Source organism: Bacillus taeanensis, from assembly GCF_003318295.1.
GTDB lineage: Bacteria > Bacillota > Bacilli > Bacillales > UBA6769 > Maribacillus > Maribacillus taeanensis.
In genome coordinates, this window is the sequence record NZ_QOCW01000016.1 from 66,617 (window position 1) to 92,067 (window position 25,451).

The following is a 25,451-nucleotide window of genomic DNA, read 5'->3' on the forward strand; positions in this document are numbered from 1 at the left end:
ACAAAACAGTTCGATCTCCCACTTTGTTAGCTGCTTACCATCATTTAAAAATTATTTTCTTGCTTCTTCCCACTTGCTTCTTGATTTGTTCTCTAACTCTTCCCAAGTCATTTCGCCGCTTAAATACTTCTGTACGTTCGCACCAAGTACATCGCCGCCCCATGGACCAACAGGATATCCTTGGAATACCCAGCTAATTGTATTGCCTTCAGACGCGTATTCATAAATTTGCTTTGAAAGCGGATCAGAAATTTTAGACGTATCGTAACCTTCATATGCAGGAATAAACTTAAACTCACTTAATACCGTTTCTTTACCAGTTTCAGATGTATTCAACCAATCTAAGAAGTCTTTCGATGCTTGAACAACTTCCTCATCATTGTTCACATTTACAGCCCAATAGTTTGGAATGCCTACAGGAATTTTCCCTTCTAAGCCTTCAACCGGGATTGGTAGAATACCGATTTTATTTTGCGCGAAATCTTCATCCATCGCTTGAACGGAAGGATATACCCAGTTACCCTGCTGAATCATCGCTACTCGCTCTAAAGAGAAATACTCTTCTACCTGCTGAGAGTAGTCAAGGCTAAGTGACGGCTGCACAGAATAATCGTTTTGAAGCTCAAGCATTCTTTTGAACTCTTCGCCTTTTTCAAATGCAATTGTATCCGCATTGTAAGCTTCTAACACGTCATTATTAAATTCTGGTGCTAAGAAAACGTTTGATAAATGATTCCCAGTCACCCATGTTTCTTTTGCAGCAAGCGCGAATACTGCTTCAAGGCCAAGCTCTTCTTTTTGGCTGTCGATCTTTTCAACTGCCTTTTGTAAATCTTCATAAGAACGAATCTCTTCAGCGTTAACGCCTGCTTTTTCAAAAGCTTCTTTATTATAAATAAAGCCGTAGCCTTCTTGGTTAAAAGGTAAGCCATATACTTTATCGCCTTCAGATACACCCGCAAGACTTCCTTCAAGTGCCAATTCTGCTGATTTCGTGTCTGATAAGTCTGCTAAATGCTCTTTAAATTGCTCAGCTTCAGACGGTCCTGCGACACTAAAGATTTCAGGCGCATCACCTGAAGAAAATTTCGCTTTCAATGTACCAACATAATCAGACCCTCCGCCGACAGCTGTTAGGTTAATATCAACATCTGGGTTTTCTTCTTCATATTTTTCCACAAGCGCTTCCAATTGATCTTTAATTTCAACTTTCCCCTGAACAATATCAATTTTAATTTTATCTGCTGATCCTGCATTTGAACCTGAATTTGCAGTTGAACCGCCTTCATCAGATGACGAACAGCCAGCTAACAAAACACTAGATGCAAGTAAAGCAGAAACAACTTTCGAATAAAACTTTTTACCTTTCATACCTTTCATACCTTTCATACCTTTCACTCTCCTATTTTTTATTAGTTATTGCTAGAACACTATAAAAATATACAAACATGATCCAAACAAGGTATCGGTTCCATAGATGATTTTAAAATTTTATATGTACCGAAACCCATTATTTAATTCAAACACCTCTTTTAAAGCTATACCAGCTAAAAGGTAACGGTTTCATATGAGGTTATAAAAAATAATCACTCATAAACCTATGATAATGAACTAAATAGTACTACTTATCTTACTTTCAGCCCCCTTTTCCCTTCTCTATAACTCATTGTAATATAATATGGTACCGGTTTCAATAGTTTTTTAAAAATTCTTTTATTCAAAGTGTGAAAACGTCCTCATACCAGCTATAAAGCAGTTCCTCTCACACACGATAACTACCCGTTTAGCGCTTATTTATTTACAAATTTCACTAAACATTTTGTGAGAATTCCCCTTTGATCAGCAGCCAAAGGGGATAACTCTCATTTAAACCTGTTCGATTTACCAATTAACTTACTTTTTTTAATTTACGATCTCCTTCTTCTACCATCACTTCTTTTGGAACTGCAAATAAATAGGTAATAATAAGCGCAGCAGCAAAAGTTAGTATAGAAACAACAGCATAAGCAAGAAGCTGATTCCACTCATAAATGTACATTAAAGGTGAAAGAAGTACAGCTAGTCCGTATGAGTTTGCTTGAATGCTTAGTAAAGATAAAATCGCACCACCAACAGCTGAACAAGCAATCATCATATAAAGCGGTTTCGTACTATACCTCATGACAACACCGAACAAGGCCGGCTCACTAACACCAAGCAGCTGGGTTGCCGTTGCACTTGCTCCCATCACTTTTACAGAGCTTTTTTTTGCTTTCAGTGTAATCGCTAAACACGTGCCTGCATTTGAGAAGCCATACATCGCACACAGCGTAATAAGCGGGTTAAATCCTGTATTCGCAAGAAGTGTTGTTTCAATCATAATAAATAAATGGTGCATTCCTGTCATAACAGCTAACGGATAAATAAAGCCAATTAACAGCCCGCCAATACCAAAAGGAATATCGATCAGCTGCGTGACAACTGTTATTAACCCCGCTTCAACAAAATGCAGCAGCGGTCCTAACACAAGTAAGCCTGTAATCATCATTATTAATAAAACAAAGAAAGGTGTAAAGATTAAATCTAAGGCATTTGGCATCACAGCGCGCAGCTTTTTCTCAAGTTTTGCGCCAAGAATTCCAACAACAAGCGCTGTTAGGACACTTCCTTGATAACCTACAACTGGAATAAAACCAAAAGCCATGATTGGTTCTACGCCGCTGTTAATGTCAGCAACTGCATACGCATTAGGCAGCGCAGGTGAAACAAGCATTAAGCCAAGTACGAAACCAATAACAGGCATGCCGCCGAAATTTCTAAACGCAGACCAACAAATAAAGGCCGGTAAAAAGGCAAACGCGGTATCTGTTAAAACAGAGATAAGAGTGACTAAATAACTAGGAATATCATCAATACTCATCCCCATCAAGCCTAAAAGTGCATCACTAAACAATACGCCCTTTAACCCGAGGAATAAACCTGTTGCCCCAATAATTGGGATAATCGGAATAAAGATATCCGCCAGCATACGTACCGCTCTTTTTATTCCTTTATCCTTTTTATTAGCCGAGACTGATTTCTTTGACTGATCCTCTTCTAAATCAGGTTGATTTCCTTTTAAAGCAGCGTACACTTTATTAACCGTACCAGTCCCTAAAATAACTTGATATTGACCAGAATTATAAAAGACACCTTTTACTTCATCAATTTCTTCCACTGCTTCATCATCAATTTGGTTGCGGTCTTTTACAGAAAAACGCAGTCTTGTCGCACAATGAACGTACGATTCGATATTATCCTCACCAATAACAGCAATAATTTCTTTTCCTATACGTTCATATTTATTCTCACTCATGATAGATCGGCTCCTTTCACTTGGAGTACTAGTGCTTGATATGGTTTTAAAACACATTCTTGCTCGGATATCGTTTCTTCTTTGTAATTGTTTAATAAGACATCATATTTGTTATGATCTAATTCAACCTTTTGACTTTCAGATGAAAAATTAAAATAACAAACAACTTCTTCATCATTTAATTTCCGCTTATACGCAATAATCGTTGGATGATCTTCTAAAAGAGGCTCAATCTCTCCATAAATCAAGCATTCACTTGCCTCACTTGTTTGTCTCACTTCAATGATCTTTTTATAAAAATTTAAAATAGAATCCGGGTCCTGTTCTTGCTGTGATGCATTAATCGTTTTGTAATTCTCATTCATTCCTAACCAAGGCGTCACTTCTGAGAAACCACCAAAGTTTTCCCCATTCCAATGAAACGGTGTTCTTGAATTATCACGACTGCGTAAGTTAATAAAATGCAGTGCCTCTTCTTCACTAAACCCTTCATTTATAGAACGATAATACTGATCAATACTTGAAATATCATCAAATTCTTCAATGCTTTTGCGTTCAAAATTTGTCATACCGATCTCTTGACCTTGATAAATAAATGGCGTTCCACGAAGATAAAAGAACATTGCACCAAGCATTGTCGCCGAATAAAAATTGCGATTTTCTTCTTCTTTTATATATTTGCTAATTGATCGATTTTGATCATGATTTTCTAAAAAGTTTGCGCCCCAGCCTGCTTTTTGAATTTCCTTTTGACTCGTGAAAATTAATTTCTTTAAATCTAATACATCCCAATCGACTCTTCTAAACCATTCACTTCCAGAAGCAACATCAAGATCGGCATATCGAAAATCAAAAATCATTGAAAAATAACCATTCTCCCCAATATAATCACCATACTGCTCATAAGGTACCCCAGGCGCTTCACCAATCGTCACACAATTATATTTAGAAAATGTTTCATCGTTTAATTCATGCAGGAATGTTTCAATGCCTGGTTGGTTGCGCGTCTTCTTCGTACATTTTACAAGTCCGTCTACTCCATCAGCAGGAAGGTTATCATAGTTTTGATCTTTCTTTATAAACGTTATCGCATCGACTCGAAACCCAGCAATGCCTTTATCCAACCAGTAATTAACCATTTTATATAACTCTTTGCGAACTTCTTTGTTTTCCCAGTTTAAATCCGGCTGCTTAATGCCAAACGAATGGAAATAATACTGATCAGTACCTTTTAAAGGCTCCCAGACACTGCCTCCGAAAACAGAACGCCAATTTGTAGGCGGCTGTCCGTCTTTACCGGATTTTAAAATATAATAATCTTTATATTTACTATTCTCTCCGTTTTCTAATAAATCTTGAAACCATGGATGCTCATCTGATGTATGATTAATGACAAGATCAAGGACAATCTTAATGCCTTTTTCTTTTGCTTTTTTAATTAACTCGTCAAGATCTTTCATCTCACCAAACTCTGGATTTAATTGATAATAATCTGAGATATCATATCCGTTATCATCCATTGGCGATTGATAAATCGGACAAATCCATACCATCGTAATCCCTAACGACTGTAAGTAATCTAACTTTTGTGTAATCCCTTTGATGTCGCCTATTCCATCATTATTCGAATCATAAAAGCTTTTCGGATAAATTTGATAAATTACTTCTTTTTGCCACCACTTCTTGTTCATGCTGCTCCCCCTAACAATGTCTTCACTTAAAATCATTCCAATAATTAACCTTATGTGGTATCGGTTCCTTAAACCTGTAAAAAAAATATATGGAGTTTATAATACGTTTTCAAAAGAAAAGGAACGTCCAATCCATCACTAGTATGCACTGAGTCTGTAAACTTTTATAATATTTATAAAAGCGGGTTAATTATAAATATTAATCATGTCCTTCACGTTATAAATAGACTGTTTCTGTATGGAATCGATTCCTTATTTGTAGGTTACTTTCTTTTCTTTATTTTGTCAATACTTTAGAAACAAAAAAAAGAAATGCTTTAATTATTAATTATGTTCTCTTTCTTTTATCAATGAAACTTTCTCCTGCCCATAAGGGATCGGTTTTACAAAAAAATAAAAAGAACAGCCTATGAACCTCCCCTCCCTATCACTTCACGACTGAGGAAGGGGAATTCCATTTGAAGCTCGTTAAATCAATTGAAATGTTAGTTTTCGTCTTCACATCATTTATTTTAATGTATTTATGATATAATCTGCTGTTCTGATGGATAACGCAACCGTAGTAAGCGTTGGATTCGTTGCTCCAATAGAAGGCAGCATACTATTATCTGCAACATAGAGACCTGGTACCCCATGGATTTGACCAAAACGATTTACTGCTGAAGTCTCAGGATCATTTCCCATTCGGCAGGTGCACGCTTCATGATAATCCGTTCCTGGAGGCATGAGGCAAATGGCAGGTTGATCACCTTTTGGAATTAAGGGAGTTTTCATCGCTAGGGAAGCCTGTTCTAAAGCAGCAGTCATTTGTTGAATAATCGCTTTATCTTTTTCACTATAAGAAAAATTCACGTTAATCTTTGGTACACCGTATTCATCTCGTTCATAAGGATCTAGAGTAAGATAATTTTCAAAGCGTGATTCTACCTTGCCAAATACACTGATGCCAATAAGCAGTTCATCCAACAATTGCTTTTCTTCATAAGGCTGATACCAATGATACCATTGTCCTTCTCCCCCTGGGCCTCCCATTTGAATTTGATAAGGACGCTTCTTCGTTTGCGGAATGAAGAGACTAAGTGTTCCCAGTGTTTCCGTAAACTCCTGGCGGCTTACTTTTCCTGTAGAAAGCAAGAAAGAGTGATTTGTTAAATAATGACCAATTGCCCTTCCAGGAATATTTGAATTCAGTAAAAGACGAGGCGTTTCAATTGTACTTCCTGCTAAAACAATCGTTTTTGCTTTTAAAAAATACGCTTTTTTATTTGGATTCATCACCTTTACACCGGCTGCTTTTCCGTTCTCAACAAACACTTCAACAGCACGAGCATTGACAGCTAAATCAAAAGGCTTATGGTTCAACGCATAAGCGAACATAGAGAGCGAGCTCCAAAACACATCAGAATGAATTTCACCATATTTTGTCGATTCTAGATCACTCGGTGTCGCTACATCTGCAGCTTCTGGAAAATTATTTTCCCGAAGTCTCTTTAATAAAATCTCTTGAATAGAAGAACCCTTTGTATAGCCTGTTGTGACATTCATCACTTGTTCGGCAATGCTGTAGTAGTAATTCATCTCTTTCTCTGACACAGGCCATTTAACAATCTCAGAAATATCCATTCTCAGAGCGGCCATTCCCCAAAACAACGTCCTTCCTCCTAAAGCAAATAACTGTCTTGCACCATAAAAATCTGGCAGTGTTTTTCCGATCCATTCCGATACGCCGAGGAAATATTTGGTGAAACGTTCGTCATTCATTGTCGGGAGATTTCGGGCATGTGTTGGCAAGAGAAGATCCCCTGATTCAATGATTCCAATACGCTTTTCATTTCCTCCCCACTTTTCGCATAACCGCCTTAAAACCGCGCTTCCCCCTGCACCTGTTCCGACAATAAGCACATCATAAGTGGTTTCAGCCATTTTTTCTAATGACGTAAGCGGAATCCAAGAGGAAAGAAGATCTTTTGGTGGGTCAATCTCGCATTCGAGAAGAGGAGTTCGCATTCCAGCTTCCTGTGCTTTAGAGGGAATGTATACTTTCATACCTAAAAGGTTCAAGTTTGAATTTGGAATATGCGGATTAGCAGAAAGAAGCTGATTTATATCCTCATCATATTGTTTTGAGATAGTAAGAAGAGTTTCTTTATCCTTAGCGATATGAATTTTCATCCTAACACATCCTTTTCTTTAACTCTTCTATTTCTATGTATAGACTGCTTGCTCTTATACTGAGAAGACTTAATCTAGGATGATTCAGTTATATAAGCTTTAGATCTGAAGGTAGATAACAACCAACAGAGTCTTTTACTCAAAAATTAAAAAGTATTGAACATTTTATACGTGAATGAGGAAATTATCTTCATTCTTATAATCAAAGAAAATTAAGGCAAAATTAAAGGACCTGAGTCCGGTTCAATACCGGACTCAGGTCCTCAAAAATGTTTAAAATTTGTGTCTAACTTTTTAAGTTTAGATCACATGCTTGTCTCTTAAACCTTACGCGTGGAAATTCGTACCGTCTGTTGTTGCTTCAATCACACCTGCACGGATTACGAAGTCACCGAAGTGTTCGCCTTCTTCGCGTTCTTTTGCATAGCGTGCAAGAAGTACTTTAAGTTCGCTTAAAATTTCTTCTTCACCGATGTTTTCACGGTACATTTTGTTTAAACGGCTGCCGTCAAAGGCTGCACCGAGATACATGTTGTATTTGCCTGGCGCTTTACCGATAAAGCCGATTTCACCAAGTGTTGGGCGCCCACAGCTGTTCGGACAGCCTGTCATACGAATTGTAATTTCATCGTCCTGAAGACCATTTTCTTCAATGATTACTTCTACTTTATCAAGAAGCTTCGGTAAGTAACGCTCTGCTTCCGCCATCGCAAGTGCACAAGTCGGAAGCGCCACACAGGCGATTGAACTGCGGCGAAGTGCAGAATAATGCTTGCCATCCGTTAAGCCGTACTGCTTGATTAGTTCTTCAATTTTTTTCTTTTTCTGCGTTGTTACTTCCGCGATCATTAAGTTTTGGTTAGACGTTAAACGGAAGTCACCTGTATGAATTTTTGCAATTTCACGAAGACCCGTTTTCAGCTTATAATCATCATAGTCTTTGACACGTCCACCTTCAATGAATAACGTAAAGTGCCATTTTCCACCAACACCTTTTACCCAGCCGTAACGATCCCCGTTTGAATCAAATGAAAACGGTCTTGCTTCTTCTAACTCCCAGCCAAGACGGTTGTGAAGCTCTTCTTTCACCGTTTCAAGACCAAGACGGTCAACAGTATATTTAAAGCGGGCATTTTTACGCTCGTTACGGTTACCGTAATCACGCTGAATTGTAAGAATTTTTTCCGCGACATCAACGATTTGCTCCGGCTTACAGAAACCGATGATTTTACCAAGCTGCGGATATGTTTCTGTATCACCGTGTGTCATACCAAGTCCGCCGCCAATTGATACGTTAAAGCCAACAAGCTTATTATCTTCAATAATCGCGATATAACCAATATCCTGCATAAACACATCAACATCATTTGCCGGAGGAATCGCGACACCAATTTTAAATTTACGCGGCAGGTAAAGTGGACCGTACATCGGTTCTACTTCTTCTACATCCGGCGTGCCGGCTACTTTTTCTTCATCAAGCCAAATTTCGTGATATGCTCTCGTTCTAGGCAGTAAATCATCACTTAACTTTCTTGTCCATTCAAACACTTCAGCATGCACTTCAGATAAGTGCGGATTTGGCGTAATCATAACATTACGGTTTACATCACCACACGCTGCGATAGAATCAAGCATTACAGAATGAAGCTCTTGAATCGTGCTTTTCATGTTCCATTTTAAAAGACCGTGAAGCTGAAATGCTTGACGTGTTGTTAATTTTAATGTGCCGTTTCCGTACTTTTCAGAAAGGTCATTCATCACAAGCCACTGCTCAGGCGTTGCGACTCCACCCGGCGTACGCGCGCGCAGCATAAACGAATAAGCCGGCTCAAGCTTTTGCTTTTGACGCTCAGCGCGAAGATCGCGGTCATCCTGCAGGTAGCTGCCGTGGAATTTCATAAGAAGGTTGTCCTCATGAGAAATTCCCGCACTTAATGGTTCAAGCATTGATTCTTTTAATGTGCCGCGCAAATAGTTACTTTTTTCTTTAACTTGCTCCATTTGGCTCGGTTTGCCTTCTGGTGCTTTTAAAACTTTGTTTGCCATGTTGAAACTGCTCCTTTCAATCGAAAATCAATAGACATCGCGTTGGTAACGTTTTTCTTTCTTCAAGTTGTTTACATATTCTTCTGCTTGTTCGCGAGTCATGCCGCCTTCTTTTTCAACAATCTCAATAAGGGCGTTATGAACGTCTTTCGCCATATTATCTTTATCTCCGCACACGTAGAAAAATGCACCGTCTTGTAACCATTGATATAATTCTTTACTGTTTTCAAGCATGCGATGCTGTACATACACTTTTTCCTCTGTATCACGAGAAAACGCAACGTCCATTTTCGTTAATGTGCCGTCTTTAATGAACTGCTGCCATTCTGTTTGGTATAGGAAGTCTGTTACAAAATGCTGCTCACCGAAGAACAACCATGACTTACCTTCCGCACCGATTTCTTCTCGCTCCTGCATAAAGGAACGGAACGGCGCAATTCCTGTTCCCGGTCCAACCATAATGATTGGCGTTTCCGGATTTTCAGGTAGATTAAAGTGCGAATTTGGCTGAATGTAAATTGGCAGTGTATCACCCGGCTCAAGACGCTCTGCGCATAAAACTGAGCAAACACCACCGCGATCGCGGCCATGTGCATTGTAGCGGACAGCGCCGATCGTTAAGTGCACTTCGTCAGGATTTGCTTCAATGCTGCTTGCAATTGAATAAAGACGTGCCGGCATTTTGCGAAGAATTGAAATAAAATCCTGCGCAGAAACAGGCCATGGACCGAAGTCGCGCACTAAATCAAGAACATCGCGGCCGTTAAGATATTCTTTTACCTTTGCTTCATTGCCTTTTCCTAACAGATTGATCAGTTCTTCATTGCTTGTAAGCTGTGCTGCCTGCTTCAAAATCGGCTTTGTTAGCTTCGCAATTTCAAAATACGACGTAAGCGCATCTTTTAAAGAACGAACATCTCCCTCTTTGTTAACCGTCACAATTTCTTCCGGATCCCATTTCACTTCTTTTAGAAGCATATCAACAAGTACAGGATCATTTTCCGGATAAATTCCAACACAATCGCCTGGCTTATAAGTAAGACCTGAGCCTTCAAGCGATAACTCAAGATGACGTGTTTCTTTATTCGAGCCGCGTCCGTTTAAATTAATGTTTTCTAATACTTCAGCACGAAACGGATTTGTTCTAGAATATTCAGGCTTTTCTTCCTGTGGTGCTGCCGCTTCTTGTGCAGGTGCTTCAGCTGAACTGCTTGTCCCCTGTGCTTGGCTTAAACCGTCAAGCACACCTTGAATCCACTTTGCTGCTGGCTCATCATAGTCTAGATCACAATCAACGCGAGGATAGACGCGTGTACCGCCAAGCTCTTCTAAGCGCTGATCAAATTCTTTTCCTGTTTGACAGAAAAACTCATACGAAGTGTCGCCAAGCGCTAATACTGAAAAACGAAGCTCATCAAGTTTCGGCGCTCGTTTTCCGTGCAGAAACTCATGGAATGTTAACGCATTATCCGGCGGATCACCTTCACCATGTGTACTTACGACAATAAGAAGATTTTCAACTTTCTTTAAGTTTTTCGGCTTAAAGTCGCTCATTGAAGAAACAGTTACTTGAAAACCTTTCTCCTCAAGTGTTTTAGCTGATTTTTCGGCAAGACCTTGGGCATTGCCTGTTTGTGATCCATAAAGAATCGTTACTTCTTTTGAAATTTCTTTCTCAATGCTTTTGGCAATTTGTTCAACAGAAGCTTGCGTCGTTTGTGCTAACGGAGCTTCTGCAGTTACAGGAGCTGTTCCTGAAACATCACCAGTTTGCGCTGCGGCAAGATAACCTGTCAGCCAAACTTTTTGCGATTCTGTCAACTTTGGTAGAAGACGATTAAGAAGTTCTACCTGTTCCTCATTAAATGGACTGTTAATTACTTGAAGTTGCAAAGATACCCACCTCACAAAAAATAAACTTATGTACATTATTATAACTATAATGACTAGTTTTAGCATTTATTATCTTTCATATTTCAACAAAAAATGATAATAGTTTTATCCTATCTGTATAATCCCTATCAGTCAAGTAGGTTTTAAAAGATAAATATATTTTTCGACAATTTGGTGACTAAGATAGGTTTTTAATTCTCTAAAAAATATAGTTTCAACCATTAATATTAGGGGAATAGACAGGTGAAGAATAAATTTCTTCTATTTTTATTAGGAAAACATTATTTGCATGAAAATTCATTTTAAAAAGGAGAGGAAATGAAATGGCAAAAGACGTATTATGTGAAGTAAACAACTGTACGTATTGGAAGCAGGGAAATCAATGTACGGCTGATTCTATCTACGTTATAAGTCATTCTGGTAAACAAGCCTCTGAAAGCGCGGAAACAGATTGTAAAACATTTGAACCTGAGAATCTCTAGAAAGATTTCTTAAGGCAGCTTTTAATAGTTGCCTTTTGTTAAGAACAATGGTGATAATGGTTTTCATTCTCCTTCCTTAGTTTCCTCATACATAGCCTACAGATTAGGTTTCCTGCAACCTTTGAAATAGAAACATCTATTAAAAATCATAAAATAAATTAGTCTTTTTGTCTCTCAAACTTTATGATTATTATAAAGAAATTTTTATGAATGATAAAGGGGAGAATTTAATGACAATCCGACTTTCTAAAGAACATAAAAACCAAATTATCAATGAATTGAAAGATTTTTTTTACAATGAACGTTCTGAGGAAATTGGTGATTTAGCAGCTGAAAACATGCTTAATTTTGTTATAAAAGAAATTGGTCCATATTTTTATAATCAAGGTGTGACAGATGCAAAAGTAATGGTCGAGCAAAAGTTGATGAATGTAGAAGAAGATATTTTATCTCTTGAAAAACCACTTATACATCGAAAAAATTAAGGCTTCATTTAAATTGTTAGCTGCTCTTCATTTTTTCACTTAGAAAATAACTTTCTCCTCTCCATACAAAAAAGCCTATCGACTATGGACTGACGATAGGCTTAAATGCTGGATAAAAATTAACTTTTTATACGTTAATGATGATTCTCATGACTTCCTTCTTCTTTTTGAATTCCTTTTTGCAGAAATTTTAATTCACTGCTAGATAACTCTCCAATGATAAACTGTTTCGTCGGCATAATAATCGAGCCGTTATGTCGAGCATGCACTTTCACATAATACAAGCCATCACTGTCAAAGCTTTTTGTGATCGAATACGTACCATCTCCCTCTTCTTCTGCCTGTTCCATTTCATATTTGACAGAGCCGTCTTGTTTCCATATTTCAAAATGAACAAATTCAGCATTTTCTACAGCTTTACCGCTCTGTGTCAGCACCGCTTTGATCGTTTCTTCGCCTTCAGAAAACTTCTCTGGAATGATAATCTCCGCTTCAATCGGTGTTTCCTGTTTATATAAACCAGACACGTCTTCTTTTAACGAACAAGCACTGAGCAATATACTGAACATGAGTAATGAACCTCCCCTCCCTACCGCTTCGCGCTTGAGGAAGGGGTTTCCTGTTTGAAGTTCGCGAGTCCAAAAGCCGTCCCAGCTGGAACAAGTGTCATCAACACTGCCTTTGTGCTTGGAACCAAACATCCCTTTTCAGGATAGTGGTCTTCTCGTTTCGTGTCTCCCGACAGAAAACTGCCACCGTAGGCAACTTGCCCGTTTCACAACGGACAAGGGGCGGTTCTACCCGTCTACTACTTCCTTTCAGCAGAAAAAGGTCTTCTTAAGCTGAAACTGCAGGTTGTAGATACGTGGGTCGTAAATAGATCGGATCATGAAGCGGATAGTAGATCATCTTCCCATACAGCTGTTTGGTAAGGGTGTTCCTTGCCCCATGAAGATCACGATGTTCTTTATAGCCGCATTGGCACTGATAGGTTCGATGGCTTCCTTTTTTGCGGTTTCCACAAACAGGACATGTTTGGGACGTAAAATGCTCGTCAACTTTTTCAATCGTCATGCCTCTTGCTTTTAGTTTATAGACAAGAAGGGCATACAGCTTTCCAAACGACCAGTTCGACAGCTTTTGATTCATCTTTTTGCTTCTTTTCTTTTTCGTGTGTCGCTGGACCCCTTCTACGTCTCCTATTATCACAGAATTGACATCATGTTGAAGGCACCAGTCCACGAATTGTTTCGTTGTTTTATGAAGTGCGTCCTTTAGTTGTTCCTCACTTTTTGACAGTACATACTTTTTGGCGCGGTTGTATTTTCGCCATTGTCTGGATCCTTTTTGACAACGGCTCATCAGTTTCTGCAGTTCTTTTAGCTTTTTATTTCGTAAACGGTGGATGCTTCTTAGATAGCGGCCGGTGATGACAAGACTGTCACCGTTTTTGGTTACACTGGCAATGGTGTGAATTTCTCCGGGGTCAATACTGGTGGTAATACCTTGTTGTTTTGGGGACTCTTCCTCGATGTTCGTTTCATAGGAAAGACAAATGAACCATTTTTGTTCATAGACTAATTCGACTTCTTTCACGTTTTCAGGAGGGACTTTAGAGAGTTTGAGTGTTAATCTCGGCTGACGTTTGCCATTCCATATTCCTAATGAAAGAGTGATGTTCTTTCCTTGGAGTGTAAACGATTGTCCGACCCATTTGGGGTTGAATACAAATTTATGCCTCCAAGGGTAGCTAACATTGAATCCTGCTTTTCTCGCCTTTTGCGCCCCTTCTCTTGCTTGAAGGAATTTATGAGCGACAGCTTGAATCGTTTGGCTGTGAAGAGGATACAACCCTTTTACTTCCCTTTGAAGGTCACTTTTGGTAATCCATCCACCGCCGAGCCGGTAGTAATAACGGGCAATTTGGACACAATCATTCCAAACAACGGCACAAAGTCGGCGGATGTCAAACAACTTTTGAATGGTAACAGCAGAAGCAGAAAACGGGACTTTCATTGTGCGATACATGGGTTTCACCTCCATGCCTTCATTTTACTATTAGGAACAAATGTTTGCATATAGGAAAATCGTATTATTTTTTAGTTCTGCGCACAAAAACAAAAAAGCGCCATTCATCCCCCACCTAAAATTCCATCGAATTTTTGAGGAAGGGGACTTCTGGCTGAATTTCGTTAAAAAGAAAATAATTTGTTTTTTCACCGTCGCAAACATCCTTTACACGTCAAATTAGGCATTTAGAAAGTTCTTCACAGAAGAAATTCGCTGGATTAGAAGCCAGTCAATTAAAAAGACAACAAGAAGTGATAATCCAACGAGCGGAAAGATAATTCCTAAAACAATCATAATAAAAAGCAGTACTTTCATTTTTTTAATGGCCGGCGCTTCTGGTGCTCCTAACCCTTTTTCCGGCTTTCGTTTCCACCATAAGTAAAAACCGCTTAATGCAACGAGAATAATGCCTAAACAAATAAGTAAGCTAATTAATTGGTTAATCAAACCAAACTGTGTGCCTGTATGAAGCGTAATTCCCCAAGCAACAGCTTTTGCGATAAAACCGTAGTTGTCATAGCGATAATCGGCAAGCACAGCACCTGAGTATTGGTCAATATGCATCGTTGCCTCGTCCTGTGCTTTTGGTGGGAATACAGAGATTGTATAGACACCTCTTCCTTACTTTCAGGAATATACACACTGTAGCTTGGGTGAATGCCTTCACGATCGGCAATTGCAGCCACTTCATCCATTGACAGCGGTACAAAGCCCTGCAAATCGGAAATTGGCACATCTAAGTTTTCAGCAGCCCAAGGGACATCAGCAACATCTTTTGCTTTCACCGTTGAAGTTGGCGCTTCTCCCCCCCCCCAAATTGAAGGCGGATAGCCAGCACCTGAATTTGTAGCGATCGACTGAAAATTACTGCCCCAAAAACCTGACCAAGGAAGACCTGTCATGATTAAAAATAACATCCCCGCTGTTACCCAAAACGCTGGTACCGCATGTAAATCTCTGCGAAACACTTTACTTCCTTTATGAATTCTCGGAAAAATCACGCCAGCTAAGCCTTTTTTCTTTTTTGGGTACCATAAATAAAGTCCTGTTACGATTAATACAATCGCCCAGCATGCTGCAAGCTCGACAATGCGATCACCAAGTGTACCTACCATAAGTTCACCGTGAATTTCTTCAATCTTATTCATAATTTTCTCATCACCAGATAGCTCGCCAAGCGACTTCCCTGTGTACGGATCGATAAATACTGTAAATGAACCATCACTCGTCCTAACACCTACTTCACTCGAACGCGCCTTATTTTCTCCCGGTCGATATTTTGTAATGATCGCATCAGGATACAGCTCTTTCACCGTTTCAATTTGTTCAGACGGTGACATTTTTTCTCCCTGCGGTGTTACCTCGTAGTAAGCTTTATACATCACCTGCTCAATTTGCGGTTTAAACAAATAAACCGCTCCAGTAATTGCTAAAATAATGAGAAACGGTGCAAAAATGATCCCCGCATAAAAATGCCATCTCCATGCTGTTTTATAAAGAGATGTGTTCGTTCTCTTTTGATTTTCCACTGTCTTTTCTAGTTGAGCCTCTCCCATTTTTCACGACTCCTCTTTCTTTAAGTAGTAAACTAGTATGCTAGATTGATCATAAGGAAGAGTTGTGAAGAAAGTACGAAATTCACTCTTTTTATTTTGTGAAGAATTGATGAACAAACAGCAGAAAGAGAGCCTGGATGGAATTTCAGGCTCTTTAACATTCTATTTAAAATCTTATTCTACCACTTCAAACTCAATTTGGGCTTGCATCTTATATTTCTCTTTGTCTTCAAGCTTTTCTTCAGCCTTTTTATCATGTTCATTCGCTTCAATAAAAAAATCTGCAAACCCATTTACCGTATACTCACCAACTGGAAAGCCGTTTTCCATAAAGTCTTTCATAAACTCTACATAATCTTGTTCGTCCTGTGAACCATAGGCACCTCCACCCCGATATTCTTCACGAAACGGTTTTCCTTTTTCGAGCGTTGTTGTCAGCAGCGGCTCATTCATCGCATATTCAATATTATAATTTCGTGTTTTTTCAACGATCGGGAAATAAAAAGGTGACGCTGCATGATAGATTTTAATTTCTTCTTGATCGCCGACATACTCAAGCTCTGCATATAGTTTGACGTCTTCACTATCTTGATAGATTTCTTTTTCCGAAACAAGACGGTACACAAAGTCTCCTTCTGTTACTTCTGCTTTAACTCTTTCCTCTTTCTTGCTGTTATTCACAGCATCTCCGTTAGAAGCAGCATTGTCGCTCGTTTTTCCTGTTCCACATCCTGCTAGTAACAATGCAAACATTATAAATGCAATCATCCATTTTTTTATCATTTTTAACCCTCCTCAGTTATATAACTTATGAAAAAAACATTTAGTTTCAAAAATTTAGTTGCAGCTATACATGTTTTTATTTTCACAAACGATCTATACCTAAAATGCATGAAAACCATACCAATTATAAATTAGACATCATCACTTGTCCGTCTTATCATTAATAAATAAAAGCGCTTTCCAAAATAAGCAAAATGCAATTTATTAACTTAATTTAATGGAAAAGAAAGAGAGTGAATGCAGTGGACAATTTGCGTGAAGAAGCTTTACACATGCACCGTGTTAATCAAGGGAAAATCGAATCAAAATCAAAGGTACCTGTTCGAAATGCGAAAGATTTAAGTCTTGCTTATTCACCAGGAGTTGCTGAACCTTGTAAAGAGATTTATCAAGATCGTGAAACAGTGTATGACTATACGATGAAAGGCAATATGGTTGCGGTAGTTTCAGATGGTACTGCTGTACTTGGGCTTGGCAATATCGGTCCTGAAGCCGCACTTCCGGTTATGGAAGGAAAAGCTGTTTTATTTAAAAGCTTTGCAGGTGTAGACGCATTCCCGCTTTGTTTAAATACAACTGATGTTGAAGAAATCATTCAAACTGTGAAACTACTAGAACCAACGTTTGGCGGTGTAAATTTAGAAGATATTGCTGCACCGAACTGCTTTATTATTGAAGAGCGTTTGAAAAAAGAAACGAATATTCCAATTTTTCACGATGATCAGCACGGCACTGCAATCGTAACAGCAGCAGGTCTATTAAATGCATTAGAGCTTGTTGGCAAAGAAATTTCCGACATTAAAGTTGTTATTAACGGTGCGGGCGCTGCTGGCATTGCAATTATTAAACTATTAAACCGCTTTGGTGTTGATGATATTATTATGTGCGACACAAAAGGGGCAATCTTTGAAGGCCGTACATATGGAATGAACAGTGTAAAAGAAGAGGTAGCCAAATTTACAAATAAAGAAAATAAAGAAGGCACATTAAAAGACATGGTCGTTGGTACCGATGTATTTATCGGCGTATCAGCAGCAGGAGCTCTTACTAAAGAAATGGTACACACAATGAATGAAGATCCAATTGTGTTTGCAATGGCAAATCCAATCCCGGAAATTATGCCGGAAGATGCAAAAGCAGCTGGCGTTAGAGTTATCGGGACAGGCCGTTCTGATTTTCCGAACCAAGTAAACAATGTCCTTGCATTTCCAGGCATTTTCCGCGGCGCTTTAGATGTTCGCGCAACAGAAATTAATGAAGAAATGAAAACAGCAGCCGTACTCGCCATCGCATCACTCGTTTCTGAAGACGAACTTTCACCAGATTATGTAATTCCAGCACCGTTTGATGAACGTGTTGCTCCTGCTGTATCTAAAGCAGTTGCAAAAGCGGCAATTGTGACAGGTGCAGCGACAAAAACTGTTGATCCTGAAGAAGTTGCTGAAAACACACGCAAACTGACTGCTTTTCAAAAAGAAGTTTCCGTGAGATAAATTAATAATCGCTTTATTATAGTTAAGCCGACTCAATAAAATTTTTGTACCGAGTCGGCTTACATATTTAGTAACCTATTAACTAAACGCTGTGCGTGTTAATTTTGAGACGAATAATGATAAAAAGAAAGAACGCGCCAAACTAAACAAAGTAAACGCGAGCCAAACTCCATGATTATCATAGTTTGGTACGAACAGCCACATGGTCAGTAAAAAGACGATTAGTGCTAAAGCAATCGAATCTCGAATCGAGCGCGCTTCTGCTGCACCAGAAAAAATCCCCTCCAACTGCAACGCTGCCAATTGAAGCGGGATCAGGAATTCGTCCAACGACTGCTGTATCAACCGCTCCTAACAGCGGTGTTGAAATACCTGAGATAATTAGCGGTATTGCCAGTGTTAAATATTGACGCTGACTAAAAGGTACAGGTTTTGTTAATTGTAAAGAAGGTACTGCTGGTTTCATATGGTTCTCCTTTTCTTACTGGATTGACGCTGCTTGAATTAACGCTTTTGTATAAGGATGACGGTCCTGATGATATAGTTCTGAAAGTTCAAACTGATCAACAATCGATCCATTTCTAAGAACAATCACTTTTTTACATAAAAAAGTAACAGATCTTAGATCGTGTGAGATAAATAGAATTGTCATGTTCATTTTCTTCTGCAGATCTTTCAGAAGATGTAAAATGTGAACTTGCACTGTTACGTCTAAGCTTGCTGTCGGTTCATCACAAATAAGCAGTGACGGTTCAATGCTTAATGCTCTTGCGATACTAACGCGCTGTTTTTGGCCGCCGCTTAATTCCCTTGGATAGCGTTCAGCAAATTGTTTGTCCAACCCGACTCTTTCTAAAAGCACTTCAGCAGTTTCTTTTCTCGAAAGATTTTTCCCAGCTAAAAAAGAAGGCGTAACCTCTTTAAAGTTATCGAGAGGCTCCATTATACTTTTCCATATCGGCAGCTTCGGATTTAAAGCACCGGCAGAATCTTGAAAAATCATCTGCACGCTTTTACGATAGTCGCGTAAAAGACTTCGTTTCTTCGGAGCGATTGGTTTACCGTTAAAAGTAATGCTTCCTTCTTTATATGACTCTAAACCTAATAGCACTTTTGCAAGCGTGCTTTTTCCGCTCCCGCTTTCACCTACTATTCCAACTGCCTCTCCGCTGTTCACTTGAAAAGAAATCGCATTTAAAGCCGTAACACTTTTCGAATAATCCTTTGAAACACGATTAATCACTAAACTCATAAGGTACTCACTCTTTCTGTTTGGAATGAGTCAGCTTTAGGAAGTGAAAGCAAACAAGCACATAACTTTTTCGTATAAGGATGTTTATGATGACAGCGAATTTGCTCTGGAAAACCTTCTTCAACGATTTCCCCCTGCTGCATCACATATAGACGATCTGTTCGCTTATACGCTTGCGCTAAATCATGAGTAATCATCAGCACTGCACAACCTGTCTCCTGACATACTTTATCAATATAATTGAGTACTTTCTCACCATTTATCACGTCCAATGCTGTTGTCACTTCATCACAAATTAGTAAACTCGGTTTTAAAGCAAGAATCATTGCCATCGCTGCCCGCTGCACTTGTCCGCCGCTTAATTGAAAAGGATAGCTGCGATAAACTCGTTTTGAATCGAGCCCCATCTCCTCAAGAACTTGAAAAGCAATCTTCTTTGCCTCTTTTTTTGTAATGAATTGGTGAGTACAAATCGTTTCCACGATCTGTTTTCCAACCTTAATAAACGGAGTAAAGCTGCCGCGGTAATCTTGAAAAATCATCCCTATTTCTTTTCCAAGCAGTTTGCGATGATCTTTTGACGGCAGCGTTAACAGATTTTGATTTTGATAGATAATCCGCCCACTTTTTTTCATTTCTAACGGCAGAAGTCCCATAATCGCTCTTGCTGTTAAGCTTTTACCACTGCCGCTTTCACCAATTAAGCCGACAATTTCTCCCTTACTTATCTCAATATTTACGCTTTTCAGGAATGACGTTTCGCCAACTTTATCTTTTATACACAAATTCTGTATTGCTAGAAGAGGCTCACTCACAAATAATCGCTCCCTTTTCCGATTTCAAAATAACTTTTCAATCCATCTCCTAATAAGTTACAGCACAGCACCGTTATCATAATCGCAAACCCCGGATAAATCATAAGAGAAGGAATCACTTGAAAATAACTTCTTCCATCATTAAGCATCGCTCCCCATTCCGGGATCGGCGGCTGTGCACCAAGTCCAAGATAAGATAAGGCCGAAATAAGTAAAATGACTTTTCCTACATCAATCGCCGCCATGACAATAATGTCCGGCATCACTTGAGGTAATAAATGCATACGAATCGTTTTAAAAGAACTCGAATAAGAGATTTTTGAAACGAGCACATACTCTTTTTCTTTTTCCGCAAGAACTAAGCCCCGCACAACACGAGCATAAACAATCCATCTTACTAACACAATCGCAATAATAATATTCGTTAAACTCGGTCCTAAAAGTCCGGCAATGGCAACAGCTAAAATAAAATCAGGAAAAGCTAAAATCCCATCAATAATTCTCATAAAAAAAGCATCGATTTTTCCGCCTATGTAACCGGAAAAAAGACCGATCGGAACACCGATACATACTGCGAGTAGTATTGCTAACATTCCCAGTCCAATTGTTAGCTTTGCGCCATAGACAATTCTCGCAAACACATCGCGACCAAGTTGATCGGTTCCAAGCCAATGCTGTGCTGATGTACCCTGCAACCTATTTTTCATATCAATTTGAAAAGGATCATGAGGAACGAGTATTCCTCCAAAAAGTGTGACAATTAAAAGAAGGACAGCGAGAAATAACCCAATTACCATATTAGGATTACGGAGAACTCGTGATTGTTTCATTAGCGCTTCATCCATTACATAGACTCCTTCCCCTGCTGTATTTGCGGATTGATGACCACATACATTAAATCAACGATCAGATTCGTTATTACAACGAGAACACCAACCACTAAAATGTAACCTTGAATAACCGGATAATCGCGCTCCATCACCGCATTCACAATAAGTTCGCCCATTCCCGGCCACGAAAAGAGCATTTCAATTACCGTTATTCCGCCAAGCAGACTGCCGATACTTAATCCAAACATCGTCACGAGCGGAATAAGACTTCCCCTTAACGCATGAAAGAAAAGAATTCGTTCTTTTCGAAGCCCTCTCGCTTTTGCCGCTTCAATATACGAGCTCTGCAGTACAGCAATAAGTCTTTCCCGCAGCAGGCGAATGTACATCGGAGCCATCGCCACCCCGAGCGTTATAGACGGCAGCACAAAGTGAGCAAACGTCCCTTTTCCCATTACCGGCAATAATTGAAGCTTTACAGAAAATATAGAGATTAAAATTAACCCAAGCCAAAAGCTTGGAATAGAAGCTCCTACCATCGCTAACCACCTGCTCACATAATCTGGCCAGCGATTTTCATAGACAGCCCCTAACACTCCAAGTGGAACGGAGATAAGAAGAAGTACAACCATGCCGCCGATTGATAAAGCAGCCGTTGCTGGTAATTTGCTCATGATCATTTCTAAAACTGGTCTTTTTGCAATAATCGATTTCCCTAAATCTAATTGCACTGCACTTCTAATCCACTGACTATACTGAACAAAAATCGGTTCATTAAAACCATATTCTTGCCTTAATTTTTCTTCTTCAGCTTTTGTTGCAACCACATCGTCTACCTTTAAAAGCGTTCGGATTGGATCACCGGGTGTGATTTTCATTAATAAAAACGTTACAAAAGAAAGAACGAACATGACGATCAATAATTGAAGCATTCTCGATCCAATAATAGACAACAAATTTCTCATCTTATTCACCTGTCAAACCTCCTACTCCTTAAATCAAACAAGAAAAAAGGTGACTCAACAGAATCTCCCCTTCACATCTATACAACAATATGATGAAAAGGATAAACCCTGCATGTTTGAGTCAACCTCTTTTAATTACTCGACATCCATTTTATTCGTAATTAAATAATATTCTTCAGAGCCCGGACTCCAGTTTTTCACACGCTCATTCACACCGACAATTATATGCGGATATAAAATAAATGATTGCGGAACTTCTTTCTGAATGATTTCTGCCGCTTTCTTTTGCAGAGTAATTCTCTCTTCAAGATCGGCTGTCACATTCAACTCTTTCGTCAGTTCATTCAGTTCCGGAATATGAATTTTACCTGGATTTAACGCACCGTCCGGTAAATAAGCTGTATTTAAGAAGTAGCCGCCGTCTCCCCGAGGAGCTGTTAAATTAGAGTATGTGACGATATCCCACTCATCCTGCTCCCATAAATAACTGTCAATGTTCTCAACTGTGACAATATTAATATCAATTCCTAGATTAGCAGCTTCGGCCTGTAAATATTGCGCCATTAGCGGAAGTTCTGGTCTTCCTTCATATGTTGCCAGCGTTAGCGTTAGAACGTCTCCCACTTTTTCCAGCTTTCCATTCTCATTTTTCTTATAGCCCGCATCTTTTAGTAAAAGCTCTGCTTGTTCTGGATCATAATTTTCTGGCTGTGTGTCACTCGCAAAAGCAAAGTTAGGATTGAACGGTCCATTTGCTGCTGTCGCGTGTCCATTCATAACCTCACTTACCATGACAGGGCGATTAACGAGTAAATCGAGTGCTTTTCGAACTCTTACATCCTGCAGTGCAGGTTTGTTCGCATTATAGAGAAGGAAATGAACACGTAAACTTGAAACTGATTCAACACGAAGGTTTTCGCTCGTTTCAATCGGCTCTAACGCTTCAGAAGGTAAATGATAGGCAAGATCTGCTTCACCTGATTGAAGAGCAAGTGCACGAACATTTCCATCAGAATTAAACTTAATTGTCACTTCATCTAAATTGGCAGCGCCATCCCAATAGTCTTCGTATTTTTCGAGTTTAATTTCTGCTTCAGATGTAAAATCAACAACTTTAAACGGCCCCGTAGCAATTGGCTTTTCACTAATATTTTCAGCGTCCGTCTTTATAATAGAAGCATTTGTATGTACAAGTTCGGAAAGAAACGCAGGATATGGTTCTGTCGTTACAAACGTTATGTCTTGACCGTCTGCTTCCATTGATTCGATTTTTAAGCTGGACGCAACTGCATCATTCACATCCATCACACGTTCAAATGATGCCTTGACAGCTTCTCCGTCAACAGGTGTTCCATCATGAAATGTCACGCCATCTTTAATTGTAAATGTCCATGTTCTCTCATCTTTTTGCTCCCAACCATGTGCTAACCACGGTTGAATTTCTAAATTTCCATCAATTTTCACTAACGTCTCCGCAATTCCAGCACGTACACCCATCCAGTCCTGATGAGGATCAATCGTTTTAGATGCAAAACTAAACAGCAGTGTTACTGACTTCTCCTCTGTCTTAGAAGAGGTACTTGATCCTTCTTCGTTTATTCCTGAAACCTTCTCATTATTACAAGCCGTAACAAATATGAGAATTACAGCAAAAATTAAATAAGAAATGGATTGTTTTTTAACCATTTATTACTCCGCTCCTTGGTTTTTAATTTTTTCTTCTCGCTGCTAACATTTAGAAAATTTCTCTTTCAGCTAAAACACCTACCTCTCGATAAATTGGAATCATTACGATTTATAAATTGAACGAACCCTACATAGAAATAGATTTATAGATATATGTAACTTTAAATCGTAATCATTATGATTTATACTTTAAAACTATACATAAAGTCGTATAAATCGTCAATAATAAATCGTAACAATTATGATTTATTATTGTTAGAAAACTAAAACTCTATCAAGAATGTTCGCAGTACTCCTCTTTAAGCATGGAAAAAACGCAGGAGTCCCGAGAATACCTGCGTTTTCTTATAAGTTAATGTTCCTTATTAAATTTTTATATCCTTTCAATAGGAATGACTTATGCTTAAACCATTCATCTGTCTCAAAACTTTTAGAAATTTCTTCTTCAAACAGATTATCGAAACCTAAATTCTCAAGCGTCTTTTACAGATTTATTAAAATCAACGTTATGCGGTCTCTCAACTCTTTTTTGAGTAGCAATAACTGCTAATAAAACCGCACTAAGTCCACCAACAAGTTTTCCAACAATCATCGCAAACACAATTTCTTTATTAACGCCAGCTGTAAAACCTAAGTGTGCGCCAAAGACAAAAGCACCGCTCACGGCAAAAGCAACATTAATTACTTTGCCTCTTGAATCCATATTTTTAAGAAGAGCCAGCATCGGAATATTATGAGCGAGAGATGCTAATAAACCAGCTGTTGCTGTTTCATTAATTCCTAGCAAGGCTCCCATTTTCCGAAGCGGTTTTTTAAAGAGAAATGTGATAAAAGTAACCATCGGAAACGCACCTGCAAGAAACACCGCAATCATCGCCACAATTTCAATTCCCTCCATGAGCGGTGTCATGTTTGGGATTACAACAAAGCCTGTGAATGTCTCCACACATATGGCAGCAAGCCCAATAATCGCAATAATATCAATAAACTTTGCGAAAACAGAAAATCCTGTAATCATTTTTTCTGTATACTTCCATAATCCAATCGAAATAAAAATAGACAAGATAATTGTTGGAATGAGATTTTTTATAATAACCATCATATTTAAATCAGCAGTAACTCCGCCAACGAAACAGCCAATTGGCACCGTAATTAACCCTAACAAAATACCTTTCGCAAAAAATGGTTGATCTTTTTTTGCGATAATCCCCAGTCCAACCGGAATTGTAAAAACAATCGTCGGTCCCATCATTGTTCCTAAAAACACCCATGAAAACAGCTCAGCATCCTTGCTTTGCGCCATTTCTTCAGCTAACGCATACCCGCCCATATCAAGCGCTAACAATGTATTCGCAAATGCAGCAGGATCTGCGCCGACTAATCCATAAACAGGTGAGATAATCGGTGTTAGAATCGCAGCAAGCACCGGTGCTAATGAGATAATGCCAACCATCGCAAGTGTGAGCGATCCCATTGTCATAAATCCGTCTGTAAAACGCTGTCCTAATCCTAGTTTATTTCCGATAAGTTTATCTAGAGCACCTAAACAAAAAAAGCCGATTACGATGAAAATAATAATATCATTAATTCCCATTTTCAATCTCCAACTTTATTAAAATTTTACTTACAATCTATTAAATAAGGCACTGATAAACTCACTACCTACTGTTTATCTCGGTGCAACAAATTTAACTGCACAAAAATCCCGCTTAACAACGTAACGATCATCCCCAACATCGCTGTATAGCCGGAAAACACTTCATTTCCTTCAAAAACACTGCAAATCGCAATGCCGCCAATTCCTCCGAAAATGATTAATAACAACCAAACGAAAAAAACTGACATTTTTTCTCCTCCAATCTACTTTATCACTATTTTGAAATGAAAATCATCATTAT

General features: G+C 38.8%; 19 protein-coding genes and 2 pseudogenes. 3 read left to right on the forward strand and 18 right to left on the reverse strand.

Annotated features, from left to right (window positions below; all coding sequences use genetic code 11):
- Positions 1-51: 51 nt before the first annotated feature.
- The 6 genes from DS031_RS14840 to DS031_RS14865 all read right to left on the reverse strand — a co-directional run bounded on the left by DS031_RS14840 (position 52) and on the right by DS031_RS14865 (position 11,136).
- On the reverse strand, positions 52-1,371 hold the full coding sequence (locus DS031_RS14840) for an ABC transporter substrate-binding protein (RefSeq protein ID WP_181833181.1): 1,320 nt from the start codon (positions 1,369-1,371) through the stop codon (positions 52-54).
- A 517-nt stretch (positions 1,372-1,888) separates the two neighbouring features.
- A complete protein-coding gene (locus DS031_RS14845; protein ID WP_113806859.1) occupies positions 1,889-3,334 on the reverse strand; it encodes a PTS transporter subunit EIIC in 1,446 nt (481 codons plus the stop codon).
- A complete protein-coding gene (locus DS031_RS14850) occupies positions 3,331-5,025 on the reverse strand; it encodes a glycoside hydrolase family 13 protein (RefSeq protein WP_113806860.1) in 1,695 nt (564 codons plus the stop codon). The genes DS031_RS14845 and DS031_RS14850 overlap by 4 nt, the downstream gene beginning before the upstream one ends.
- Positions 5,026-5,532: 507 nt before the next feature.
- Positions 5,533-7,197, reverse strand: coding sequence for a GMC oxidoreductase (locus DS031_RS14855; RefSeq protein ID WP_245947449.1), 1,665 nt, complete (start codon positions 7,195-7,197; stop codon positions 5,533-5,535).
- Between the two features lie 327 nt (positions 7,198-7,524).
- The gene (cysI, locus tag DS031_RS14860; protein ID WP_113806861.1) at positions 7,525-9,243 is read right to left on the reverse strand and encodes an assimilatory sulfite reductase (NADPH) hemoprotein subunit; all 1,719 of its coding nucleotides are present in this window, start codon (positions 9,241-9,243) and stop codon (positions 7,525-7,527) included.
- 27 nt (positions 9,244-9,270) lie between these two features.
- Positions 9,271-11,136, reverse strand: coding sequence for an assimilatory sulfite reductase (NADPH) flavoprotein subunit (locus DS031_RS14865; protein WP_113806862.1), 1,866 nt, complete (start codon positions 11,134-11,136; stop codon positions 9,271-9,273).
- Between the two features lie 323 nt (positions 11,137-11,459).
- Between DS031_RS14865 and DS031_RS14870 the strand changes: the two genes are divergently transcribed.
- The gene (locus tag DS031_RS14870; RefSeq protein WP_113806863.1) at positions 11,460-11,618 is read left to right on the forward strand and encodes a DUF1540 domain-containing protein; all 159 of its coding nucleotides are present in this window, start codon (positions 11,460-11,462) and stop codon (positions 11,616-11,618) included.
- A 230-nt stretch (positions 11,619-11,848) separates the two neighbouring features.
- A complete protein-coding gene (locus DS031_RS14875) occupies positions 11,849-12,103 on the forward strand; it encodes a DUF2164 domain-containing protein (RefSeq protein WP_113806864.1) in 255 nt (84 codons plus the stop codon).
- 134 nt (positions 12,104-12,237) lie between these two features.
- Here DS031_RS14875 and DS031_RS14880 read toward each other — a convergent pair whose 3' ends face one another.
- The 4 genes and pseudogenes from DS031_RS14880 to DS031_RS14895 all read right to left on the reverse strand — a co-directional run bounded on the left by DS031_RS14880 (position 12,238) and on the right by DS031_RS14895 (position 16,512).
- Positions 12,238-12,672, reverse strand: coding sequence for a FixH family protein (locus DS031_RS14880; RefSeq protein WP_113806865.1), 435 nt, complete (start codon positions 12,670-12,672; stop codon positions 12,238-12,240).
- Between the two features lie 268 nt (positions 12,673-12,940).
- Positions 12,941-14,131: an RNA-guided endonuclease InsQ/TnpB family protein gene (locus tag DS031_RS14885; RefSeq protein WP_113806866.1), complete on the reverse strand. Its 1,191-nt coding sequence runs from the start codon at positions 14,129-14,131 to the stop codon at positions 12,941-12,943.
- 219 nt (positions 14,132-14,350) lie between these two features.
- Positions 14,351-15,729, reverse strand: a pseudogene (locus DS031_RS14890) (PepSY-associated TM helix domain-containing protein).
- Positions 15,730-15,903: 174 nt separating this feature from the next.
- Entirely contained in the window at positions 15,904-16,512 is a 609-nt protein-coding gene (locus DS031_RS14895) for a hypothetical protein (protein WP_245947451.1), read from the reverse strand.
- A gap of 272 nt (positions 16,513-16,784) precedes the next feature.
- On the opposite strand from DS031_RS14895, the gene ystJ reads away from it, so the two are divergent.
- A complete protein-coding gene (gene ystJ, locus DS031_RS14900) occupies positions 16,785-18,005 on the forward strand; it encodes an NADP-dependent malic enzyme (RefSeq protein WP_113806888.1) in 1,221 nt (406 codons plus the stop codon).
- 271 nt (positions 18,006-18,276) lie between these two features.
- On the opposite strand, the pseudogene DS031_RS24205 reads toward ystJ, so the two are convergent.
- The 8 genes and pseudogenes from DS031_RS24205 to DS031_RS14945 form a co-directional block, all read right to left on the reverse strand.
- Positions 18,277-18,471 (reverse strand): annotated as a pseudogene (locus DS031_RS24205) (MATE family efflux transporter); the annotation flags it as partial.
- Between the two features lie 15 nt (positions 18,472-18,486).
- Positions 18,487-19,257 (reverse strand): ABC transporter ATP-binding protein, encoded by a 771-nt coding sequence (locus tag DS031_RS14915; RefSeq protein ID WP_113806867.1) that lies wholly within the window; start codon positions 19,255-19,257, stop codon positions 18,487-18,489.
- Positions 19,254-20,072: an ABC transporter ATP-binding protein gene (locus DS031_RS14920; protein WP_113806868.1), complete on the reverse strand. Its 819-nt coding sequence runs from the start codon at positions 20,070-20,072 to the stop codon at positions 19,254-19,256. Before DS031_RS14920 ends, DS031_RS14915 begins: the two co-directional genes overlap by 4 nt.
- A complete protein-coding gene (gene nikC, locus DS031_RS14925) occupies positions 20,069-20,917 on the reverse strand; it encodes a nickel transporter permease (RefSeq protein WP_113806869.1) in 849 nt (282 codons plus the stop codon). The genes DS031_RS14920 and nikC overlap by 4 nt, the downstream gene beginning before the upstream one ends.
- The gene (gene nikB / locus DS031_RS14930) at positions 20,917-21,867 is read right to left on the reverse strand and encodes a nickel ABC transporter permease (RefSeq protein WP_113806889.1); all 951 of its coding nucleotides are present in this window, start codon (positions 21,865-21,867) and stop codon (positions 20,917-20,919) included. The genes nikC and nikB overlap by 1 nt, the downstream gene beginning before the upstream one ends.
- A 135-nt stretch (positions 21,868-22,002) precedes the next feature.
- Positions 22,003-23,553 (reverse strand): nickel ABC transporter substrate-binding protein, encoded by a 1,551-nt coding sequence (nikA, locus tag DS031_RS14935; protein WP_113806870.1) that lies wholly within the window; start codon positions 23,551-23,553, stop codon positions 22,003-22,005.
- Positions 23,554-24,025: 472 nt separating this feature from the next.
- On the reverse strand, positions 24,026-25,147 hold the full coding sequence (gene eutH, locus DS031_RS14940) for an ethanolamine utilization protein EutH (RefSeq protein ID WP_113806871.1): 1,122 nt from the start codon (positions 25,145-25,147) through the stop codon (positions 24,026-24,028).
- Between the two features lie 68 nt (positions 25,148-25,215).
- The gene (locus DS031_RS14945) at positions 25,216-25,398 is read right to left on the reverse strand and encodes a hypothetical protein (protein ID WP_113806872.1); all 183 of its coding nucleotides are present in this window, start codon (positions 25,396-25,398) and stop codon (positions 25,216-25,218) included.
- Positions 25,399-25,451: the final 53 nt, after the last annotated feature.

What these genes read in the sequence shown, in the direction of transcription:
- DS031_RS14840 (WP_181833181.1), bottom strand. Translation starts at nt 1,371, where the DNA reads ATGAAAGGTAAAAAGTTTTATTCGAAAGTTGTTTCTGCTTTACTTGCA.
- DS031_RS14845 (WP_113806859.1), bottom strand. Translation starts at nt 3,334, where the DNA reads ATGAGTGAGAATAAATATGAACGTATAGGAAAAGAAATTATTGCTGTT.
- DS031_RS14850 (WP_113806860.1), bottom strand. Translation starts at nt 5,025, where the DNA reads ATGAACAAGAAGTGGTGGCAAAAAGAAGTAATTTATCAAATTTATCCG.
- DS031_RS14855 (WP_245947449.1), bottom strand. Translation starts at nt 7,197, where the DNA reads ATGAAAATTCATATCGCTAAGGATAAAGAAACTCTTCTTACTATCTCA.
- cysI (WP_113806861.1), bottom strand. Translation starts at nt 9,243, where the DNA reads ATGGCAAACAAAGTTTTAAAAGCACCAGAAGGCAAACCGAGCCAAATG.
- DS031_RS14870 (WP_113806863.1), top strand. Translation starts at nt 11,460, where the DNA reads ATGGCAAAAGACGTATTATGTGAAGTAAACAACTGTACGTATTGGAAG.
- DS031_RS14875 (WP_113806864.1), top strand. Translation starts at nt 11,849, where the DNA reads ATGACAATCCGACTTTCTAAAGAACATAAAAACCAAATTATCAATGAA.
- DS031_RS14880 (WP_113806865.1), bottom strand. Translation starts at nt 12,672, where the DNA reads ATGTTCAGTATATTGCTCAGTGCTTGTTCGTTAAAAGAAGACGTGTCT.
- DS031_RS14885 (WP_113806866.1), bottom strand. Translation starts at nt 14,131, where the DNA reads ATGTATCGCACAATGAAAGTCCCGTTTTCTGCTTCTGCTGTTACCATT.
- DS031_RS14895 (WP_245947451.1), bottom strand. Translation starts at nt 16,512, where the DNA reads ATGATAAAAAAATGGATGATTGCATTTATAATGTTTGCATTGTTACTA.
- ystJ (WP_113806888.1), top strand. Translation starts at nt 16,785, where the DNA reads ATGCACCGTGTTAATCAAGGGAAAATCGAATCAAAATCAAAGGTACCT.
- DS031_RS14915 (WP_113806867.1), bottom strand. Translation starts at nt 19,257, where the DNA reads ATGAGTTTAGTGATTAATCGTGTTTCAAAGGATTATTCGAAAAGTGTT.
- nikC (WP_113806869.1), bottom strand. Translation starts at nt 20,917, where the DNA reads ATGGATGAAGCGCTAATGAAACAATCACGAGTTCTCCGTAATCCTAAT.
- nikB (WP_113806889.1), bottom strand. Translation starts at nt 21,867, where the DNA reads ATGAGAAATTTGTTGTCTATTATTGGATCGAGAATGCTTCAATTATTG.
- nikA (WP_113806870.1), bottom strand. Translation starts at nt 23,553, where the DNA reads ATGGTTAAAAAACAATCCATTTCTTATTTAATTTTTGCTGTAATTCTC.
- eutH (WP_113806871.1), bottom strand. Translation starts at nt 25,147, where the DNA reads ATGGGAATTAATGATATTATTATTTTCATCGTAATCGGCTTTTTTTGT.
- DS031_RS14945 (WP_113806872.1), bottom strand. Translation starts at nt 25,398, where the DNA reads ATGTCAGTTTTTTTCGTTTGGTTGTTATTAATCATTTTCGGAGGAATT.